Source organism: Marivita hallyeonensis, assembly GCF_900129875.1.
Classification (GTDB): domain Bacteria; phylum Pseudomonadota; class Alphaproteobacteria; order Rhodobacterales; family Rhodobacteraceae; genus Marivita; species Marivita hallyeonensis.
The window spans coordinates 767,809-776,414 of sequence record NZ_FQXC01000002.1; the positions used below are offsets into that span (position 1 = coordinate 767,809).

Here is an 8,606-nt window from a genome sequence, read left to right on the forward strand (position 1 = left end):
AAACCCGCCTGTGTTCGCTCTGCCGGAGACTGTCCGATGCCCCTGCCGATTGCCACAGTAACCCCCGTGACCGCGCCTTTGACGGGGCGTGTGACGCTGCCGGGGTCAAAATCCGTGACGAACCGTGCGCTTCTCGTGGCGGGCCTGGCACGTGGGACAAGCCGTCTCACGGGCATCCTGCGCAGCGACGACACCAAGTACATGATGGCCGCGCTCCGTGCGATGGGGGTCAAGATCACCGAGGTGGACGACACCACGGTCGAGGTGCACGGGACAGGAACGCTTTCGCCCGCGGCTGAGCCGCTCTTCCTCGGCAACGCGGGAACCGCGACCCGCTTCCTTACAGCGGCGGTCGCCTTGGTGAACGGCGAGACCATCGTTACGGGCGACGAACACATGCAGAAACGCCCAATCGAGCCATTACTGGACACCCTGCGCGCGATGGGTGTGGACGCGACCTCAGAGACAGGCTGCCCCCCGGTCATCGTCCGGGGCACCGGTGCGTTTCACAGCGGCGATATCGAGGTCAGCGGCAAACTGTCTAGCCAGTACATCTCGGCCATCATGATGCTTGCCGCGATGGGGGATGGCGAGACCTGCATCACCATCGGCGGAGGCCAGATCGGCGCGGTTGGCTATTTGCACATCACGGCCGCGGTCATGCGGGCGTTCGGCGCGACGGTCGAGTTTCCAACCGCGAATACCATCGTGGTTCAGCCCGGCGGGTACACTGCCACCGCCTACCCGGTTGAACCGGATGCGAGTGCCGCAACCTATCTTTGGGCGATGGAAAAGCTGACAGGCGGCAACATAGATATCGGCATCGCGCCCGACGGTATGAACCAGCCAGACGCGAAGGCTTACGACATGATCACGGCCTTCCCGCATATGCCGTCCGTCATCAACGGCTCGCAAATGCAGGACGCCATTCCGACTCTTGCGGTACTTGCCGCGTTCAACGAAACGCCCGTGCGCTTCACGGGGATCGAGAACCTACGCGTGAAGGAATGTGACCGGATCGAAGCGGTGCACGCCGGTCTGACGGCAATTCGCGCCGATCTTGCTACGGTCGAGGGCGACGATCTGGTCGTGCAAGGTGATCCGTCTTTGGCGGGACAGATCAGCGACTGTCTGATCGACAGCTACGCCGACCACCGGATCGCCATGAGCTTTGCCTTGGCTGCACTGATGGTCCACGGCGTGCGGATCGAAGACCCGTACTGCGTGAACAAGACCTTCCCAAGCTACTGGGACGTGCTGCGCGGGCTGGGCGTGTCGGTCGACATCACCCAGCCCTGACGCGGATCATTCAGCGGCAATCGCCTGTTCGGGCCCACCACGCAGGCTGTCCCACTGGCCATGTCCCTTGTACCGCCAGCCAAGCCGCCCTTCTTCGTCCATTGCGAAGAGCTTTAGCCAGCCGTTGTCGAACAGCGCGGCCACACCGTCGTGCCGGTTCAAAATCTCGGTGATCGCCTCGCGCGGGGCTTCAACAGCAACGCTCAGGCGCAGCGGATCATGCATGAACTTGTCGCCGTCATGCACCGATTGCCACGGCAAGCCTCCGCGCAGCACGCCGCCGTTGCCCTCGATCACACCGATGCCGCCGGTGACGTTGTGCAATAGCTTGTTGCCCGCACCGAACGCATCCGGAGCAACGGAGGAACCGTAGTACTGCAGGCTGATCCAGCTTGCGACGACCACGGGCGCCGTGAGGATGAGCTCCAGAACCTTGAAGCCCTCATCCTCTTGCCAGTTGTAGCTGTGCAGGAACGACCGCCCCTCAAGGCTGCGCCCTGCCGTCCGGCCACGCGGAGCCGCGATGAAGGCGGAACAGCCAGCCAGACCCCATTCGGGCCGTGTTTCCGACCAGTCGCTGGCCCGGCCGAGGATGGACGCCTGCGTTTCAGCACGCGGCAACCGTCCGGCACGCTCGGTCCGGGTGGCTTTGGCTGCAAGCTTGAGCGCCGACTTGAGGTTGGCAAGGTCCGCATCGTGGGCGTGACCCGCTGGCAGATCCTGTTCGAACAGCATCACCTCGTCGGTGACCGTATCGTGCAGGCCGGCGATAAAGAGCGTGTCTTCCGGCACCTCGATGCCCTTCTCTACGAGGCCCTTGCGCACCTCCGGATCATTCAACAACAGCGCCACCAACCGCGCGTTCACATCCCCAGCGTGACCGCCACAGGCCCCGCACTGCAACGCGCTGGAATGCGGGTTGTTCACGACCCCTGCGCCGTGACCGGCGAGCAGGATCAGTTTTGCAAAGCCGGACTTGAGTGACATGCCCGACAGGATTGCACCCGCCATACCGACGCGGTCTTCAGTGCCGATACGATCCGACAAAGCCGGGGCCGGGTCTTTGCCCAGATTCGGACCTTTCTGGCCCAACGCGTCTCGTACGAGTTTGCCCACGTATAGCGGCCCGGTGGCTTCGACGAAGGCAAAGCTCGACACGGCGGCCAGCCGGAACCGACCCCATGCCCGCGTCACCCGCCGCGCAACCCGCGTGAGCGTGTCGGTTGCGTCGGGATCGGTCGCGGCGCTCTGCGCGCCCGGATTGATCAGCACTGGTCCGCGCACCTCTTCCACGTCAGAGGCGAAGGCGTTGTGCGACGCTGCGATCCCAAAGAAGCCGGCAAAGCCGATCGTCTCGATCCCGTTGCCTGTCGCTTCGAGCGCGCGACGGTACACTTCGGACCGCACGTCGATACAGAACGCCGCCTGCACCTTCGGTGTCTCGACTTTCTCTGCAGCGGGCTGCGCCAGTGTCTCGTCCAGTTTCCGGGCGGCGGCATGATCCGCAGCCGCCTGAAGCGCCGCGTCGATCAGATCGTCCTGCGACGGCGCGAAAGGTTCGGCATGGGCGGAAAGCACCTCTTTCCACTTCTCACCGATCTTGTCCTCGTAGCTCGCCAGAAGCGCGGCTTCGAATACGAGCTTGGCTGTCAGAAGGTCGGTGATGTCGTTGTTGCCTTCGCCTTTGAGGTTCGCGCGGAACGCCTCACCCGAGGCCAACTGCGCCCAGCCCCCCAGCCGCATCAGCAGCGTGTGGAAGTAGCTTTCGGACGCGGCGGCCGTGATCCCCATGTCCTCGGCGCATTTGGTCAAAGCCCCCCGCGCGGACATGGACATGGACGCGACGCGGCTTGCAAACCCGGTCAGACCAAAGATTTCGGGCGTCAGGTCGCGCTGCGCGAAGGACCGCCAGGACAGCCACACCCGCGTTTTCGGCGCGGGCCACAGGGCCTGACCGACGTCGTAATGGCCCGAGGCCCAGTGCCCGATCCGCTCGGCCACGAAATCCGGCCAGTTGATGTCGGACACCTCTTCCGCGAGGTCCGCAATCGTCGGCAGCGTCTTGGGCGCGGCGGGCTCTTGCGACATGGCCGCGATGAGGTCTTCGACCGACGCTTGCAGTTCCGGCACCTCGGCGAGACCGGCTTCAAGGTCACCGATGCTCAGGTCATGGGCGTCCAGCTTGGCCTTGAAATGCGCCCGTTCCGGCACCGTACGGACACCCGCCACCCGCGCCAGACGCGCGGCGGCCATTTGCAGGGGTTCACCCGCCTGTCCCACGTAGGGGTTCACCGCGACCGTGGCGTCGAGCGCCCAAAGCGGCGGGATGTGGGAGGCGGCGGTTTTCGCGCCCGCCATGATCTCGAGCGCGGGGCCAGAGAACCGTTCAACCATCGTCAGCATATCAAATACTCCTGTTCTCTGGATTACCGGGACCGCGCGGCCCAGCCGCCGGTCACCCGGTCAAACACCGCGTTGAGGTAGAACCCGTTCGACAGATGCACGCGAAGGCCCTGCGCGGACGGATGTGTCGCCCAATTCGGGAAGGTGGCCTGCGCCAGTGCGACGGCACCAAAGCTCAGGATCGTCAGTACCATGAGCGCCCATTCCAGCGGGCCGGGTGCCGGTGTCGCCGGCAGGGCCCCCGCGGTCACCCAGATCGCCATGGACTGCAGCGCAAAGTAGCTGAGTGTGGTCGCGACCGAGTAAAGCGCCATACGCCGCGTCAGAACCTCGGGGGCGGCATCGGCCAGACCTTGCGCCAGCAGATAGGCCACACCCATGACCAAAACCGCGCCAAGGGCGATGGCCTGGGCCGACTTCCCGTCGATGCCCAAGAGCAGGCCGATTGTCCCGTAAATCGCCAGTGCGATCGCAAACGCCTTCAACACAGCTTTGCCGTTCGGGATAGCGACCGGACCGGGACGCCGGATTGAGTTGACCTGTGCCACAGCACCGCCCGAAGCAAGGAAGGCGTGCGCCTTGTAAAGCGAGTGCGCAACGATGTGCAGAAGCGCGAGCGGGAAAAGTGCCAGACCACACTGCATGATCATGAAGCCCATCTGAGCCACGGTGGACCACGCGAGCGACGTCTTCACCGAAGGCTGGGTCAGCATCACGAGACCGCCAAAGAGCGCTGACACACCACCGATCATCACAAGGATAGACAAAATACCGGGCGCGAGCAGCAACACATCTGCGAACCGCATCAGCAGGAACCCACCGGCATTCACAACACCCGCGTGCAAAAGCGCAGACACCGGCGTCGGGGCTTCCATCACTTCGGTCAGCCATCCGTGCGTCGGGATTTGCGCCGACTTGAACAGGGCAGAGATCGCCAGAAGCGCCACGGCGACAATCGCCGCTGTTCCGCCCTCACCGGCACGTGCCGCATCGAGGATCGTCGCGATATCCGCCGTGCCATAGGCCGATGCCAGCGCGAAAGCGCCCGCAATCAGACCGACGTCAGACGCCGCCGAACAGATCGCCTTTTTCCGCGCGGCCCGCTGCGCCGCTGCACGTTCGGGATATGTCAGGAGCAACCGGTTGACACAGATGCCAACCGCACCCCAACCGATAATGAGCTGGATGAGATTGCCCGAGGTGACCAGAAGCAAAACCGAGGCCAGACCAAGGCTCAGCCACCCCAGAAACCGGGTCTGCTGTGCCTCGCCATCGGTATAGGTGATTGCGAACCGCATCACGATCCAGCCGATGAAGCTTACCAGCATGAGCATCGTGACGCTGACGGCATCGATCCGGGCGGACAGCCCCATATCCGAAGCGCCAAGCAATGCGCTGGTTGCCGGACCCGATGTGAGCAAGACGACCAGGGAAATGACCGAGACTGCAAGTGCCCCAAGGCCCGCATATTCGCCGATGCGCAACTGCGCAGAGCCGCGCGCCATATCGGTGCGCATGTAGATCAGGCCAACCAAGGCAAAGATCGCCGGTGCCAGCAGTGGAAGTGCAGTGATCATGGTGCGAGACCCCTCTCGTTGCTCATGTCGTAAAGGGCAAGTAGCGCAGGAGGTGTATTAATAAAAATACATTGTTTGATGATTTTCGTTCTATTAATGTGAACGAATGAGCGATCTCAACTATCATCACCTGCGGTATTTCTGGGCCGTTGCGCATGACGGCAACCTCACTCGCACAGCGGAACGCATGAACCTCTCGCAATCGGCCCTTTCGGCGCAGATCAAACAGCTCGAAGGCCGTTTGGGTCAGGCTCTGTTCGAACGTCGTGGCCGCGCGCTGCATCTCACGGAGGCCGGTCGGATCGCGCTGGACCATGCAGACACCATCTTTGCCACGGGCGAGGAATTGCTCGACACGCTGCGTGAAAGCGCACGCCCCGCCCGCGCCTTGCGCGTCGGTGCCCTGTCGACGCTGTCTCGCAACTTTCAGCTATCGTTCCTGAAGCCTGTTCTGGGGCGTCCTGACGTGGAGGTCATTTTGCGGTCGGGCAGCGCGCCCGAGCTCTACGCCGCTCTGGATAGCCTGAACCTTGACGTGCTCCTCACCAATACCCCGCCCGCCCAGGACGCGCTGACGTCTTATGTGACGCAGAAGCTGGCAGACCAGACCGTGGGTCTCTTCGGGACGAAGGACCGCGTGTCGGGCAACCAGCCGCTGGAACAGTTGATCGCAGAGCACCCCCTCATCCTGCCTACGCGCGAGACGCAAATCCGCGCCGGCTTTGACGCCCTCCTGCGCCGTGTCCGGGCCACGCCCCGGATCGCAGCCGAGATCGACGACATGGCAATGATCCGTCTTCTCGCGCGGCAAGGCACCGGTCTGGCCGTTGTACCGCCGATTGTCGTGCAGGACGAACTGAAACGGGGTGAGCTGAAACAGGCGGCGATGCTGGACCTGCACGAGCTGTTCTACGCCGTCACGCTGAACCGCCGTTACCCGAACCCGCTTCTGGCGGAATTGCTGGATGTCTCAAACACCTAGGAAATGATCTCGAACTTCGTGACGTCCACCATACCCCGATCGGTGATCTTGAGCGCGGGAATGACAGGCAAGGCAAGGAAGGCCAGCTGCAAAAAGGGTTCCTGCAAGGTAACGCCAAGGCTTTTTGCGGCCGCCCGCAGATCGATGAGTTTGTCGCGGACGGTTTCAAACGGCTCAAGGCTCATCAAGCCAGCCACCGGAAGGGCCAGTTCTGCGAGGACTTGCCCACCCTTCGCCACCACGAACCCACCCTCGATCTCGGTCAGGCGATTGGCGGCCAAGGCCATGTCGTCGTAGTCTACACCGACGCATGCAATATTGTGATGGTCATGGCATACCGTTGAGGCGATGGCCCCGCCCTGCAGGCCAAAGCCTTTGACGAAACCGGTGGCGATGTTGCCATTCTTGCCGTGCCGTTCGACAACCGCGATGCGGACAAGGTCACGGGCGGCGTCCGGCCTTTTGTCGCCATCTTCTACCGCGATGGTTTCGTGCAGATGCTCGGTGAGGATCTTGCCCTCCAGAATGCCGATCACGTCCGTCGTCTCGCGGTTGGCTTTGGCGCGGAAATCTGCGGGGGTCACTTTTGGCGCCTTGACCGAGTGTCGCGCGACAGGGTCAGTCGTCTTGCGGCGTGCAAAGGCGTCCATAGTGGCCTCGACACCGGCGCAGAACACACGTTGCACGTCGCATGCTTCAAGTGACCGCAGGACAACGATATCCGCCCGCTTGCCAGGCGCGATCAGACCGCGATCCTTGAGCCCAAAGGCTTCTGCCCCTGACAACGACGCCGCCCGATAGGCCGCGAGCGGCGCGGTGCCTTTGGCGATCAGGGTGCGGATCATGTGATCCAGATGCCCCTCCTCCGCGATATCGAGCGGGTTGCGGTCATCGGTGCACAGACACATGTACGGCGCGGTCCGTTCGGTCAGCAAAGGCTGCAACGCGGTCAGGTCCTTCGACACAGACCCTTCGCGGATCAGAACCCGCATCCCCTTCTGCAGTTTTTCCCGCGCCTCCTCCGCCGTGGTCGCTTCATGCTCGGTCGATATCCCGGCGGCGATGTAGGCATTCAGATCCTGCCCGCTCAACTGCGGGCAATGGCCGTCGATATGGCCGCCGTCGAAGAGCGCCAGCTTCCGCATCACCTCGGGGTCGCGAAAGATCACGCCGGGGTAATTCATGAATTCAGCCAGTCCGATACCGGACGGATGATGCATGAGCAGCGCCAGATCCTCGGCCGACAGGGTAGCGCCAGCGGTCTCCATATGGGTCGACGGCACGCAGGACGACAGCTGCACGCGAATGTCCATCAAAGTATGTCGGCTGGCCTCCTGAAAATACCGGATGCCCTCGGCCCCGATGACATTGGCAATCTCATGCGGGTCGCAAATCGCGGTGGTCACCCCGTGCGGCGCAACGCATCGATCAAATTCGAACGGCGTAACCAGAGAGCTTTCGATGTGCAGATGCGTGTCGATGAAGCCGGGCACGAGGATGTGGCCAGACACATCGATCTCTTGTGTGCCCGCGTAGGTGCCGGATGTGCCTGCGATGACCCCGTCACACAGGGCGACGTCTCCGTCCATCAGATCGCCCGTGACGAGGTCAAGAACCTGTCCACCCTTCAGAACCAGATCGGCGGGCATGTCACCACGGGCGACCGCGATACGGCGTTCAAGTTTGGTCATGTCTGCCACGGGGGTGTCCTTGTCTTTCAGGTGCGTCTCTTCGAGGATCACGTTAGCGAAAACATGAAAGATCGCCAAAGCAGGAAACGACGCATCCCGTTTCTTCGCGGGGTGAGTCGCTTAGAAGACGGGCACAGGCCTGCGGCGTGAGCGTTTCCGGATTTAGTCGGCATACAACGGCATACCGGATCAATTTGTCACACCCACTATTTGGTACATGCCACTGGGGCGACCTGTCGCATTTGCGCGATTCGCCCGAAAATTGAGCAATTGAAGATTTGTGGCTTTTGAAGAAGTTACGTTGCGTCCTGTAATTTTGTTTTCAGCTTTGCGGAATAGTCTGAAAATATTTTACAGCTAACCTCATGATTTATATTTACTTATTTATTTGTTTTCACAGCCCTCTATGATCGTGGTCGAGCGGCGATAACGCATCTGTGATCGCTATTTTCCGCCCGATGGGACCGGGTGATGCGAGGGAGACCCAGATTATGAAAGACCTACCTACAACCGACGCGGGCGACACGGTGTACCCGCCATCTTCGGAATTGGTATCGCGCGCCCATGTTGATGCGGCGCGTTATGAGGAGATGTATGCGCGGTCGGTGAGTGACAGTGAGGGGTTCTGGGCCGAGCAGGCGGAGCGTCTGGACT

The 8,606-nt window shown here is 62.1% G+C and carries 6 protein-coding genes; 3 read left to right on the forward strand and 3 right to left on the reverse strand.

Annotated features, from left to right (window positions below; genetic code table 11):
- Positions 1-36: 36 nt before the first annotated feature.
- On the forward strand, positions 37-1,299 hold the full coding sequence (locus tag BUA42_RS09440; RefSeq protein WP_072777421.1) for a 3-phosphoshikimate 1-carboxyvinyltransferase: 1,263 nt from the start codon (positions 37-39) through the stop codon (positions 1,297-1,299).
- Between the two features lie 6 nt (positions 1,300-1,305).
- On the opposite strand, the gene BUA42_RS09445 is transcribed toward BUA42_RS09440, so the two are convergent.
- Complete coding sequence (locus BUA42_RS09445) at positions 1,306-3,693, reverse strand: YbcC family protein (protein ID WP_143152670.1); 2,388 nt, start codon at positions 3,691-3,693, stop codon at positions 1,306-1,308.
- Between the two features lie 32 nt (positions 3,694-3,725).
- Positions 3,726-5,279: a proton-conducting transporter transmembrane domain-containing protein gene (locus BUA42_RS09450; protein ID WP_072777423.1), complete on the reverse strand. Its 1,554-nt coding sequence runs from the start codon at positions 5,277-5,279 to the stop codon at positions 3,726-3,728.
- 106 nt (positions 5,280-5,385) lie between these two features.
- Between BUA42_RS09450 and BUA42_RS09455 the strand changes: the two genes are divergently transcribed.
- Positions 5,386-6,261, forward strand: coding sequence for a LysR family transcriptional regulator (locus BUA42_RS09455; RefSeq protein ID WP_072777424.1), 876 nt, complete (start codon positions 5,386-5,388; stop codon positions 6,259-6,261).
- Here the strand turns inward: BUA42_RS09455 and ade are convergent.
- Positions 6,258-7,952 carry an adenine deaminase gene (gene ade / locus BUA42_RS09460; protein WP_072777518.1) on the reverse strand — a complete coding sequence of 565 codons (1,695 nt, stop codon included), beginning with the start codon at positions 7,950-7,952 and terminating at the stop codon, positions 6,258-6,260. The genes BUA42_RS09455 and ade overlap by 4 nt on opposite strands.
- A 491-nt stretch (positions 7,953-8,443) precedes the next feature.
- Here ade and BUA42_RS09465 point away from each other — a divergent pair.
- Positions 8,444-8,606: acetyl-coenzyme A synthetase N-terminal domain-containing protein (locus tag BUA42_RS09465; RefSeq protein WP_143152657.1), on the forward strand; the 163-nt coding region annotated here is incomplete at its 3' end.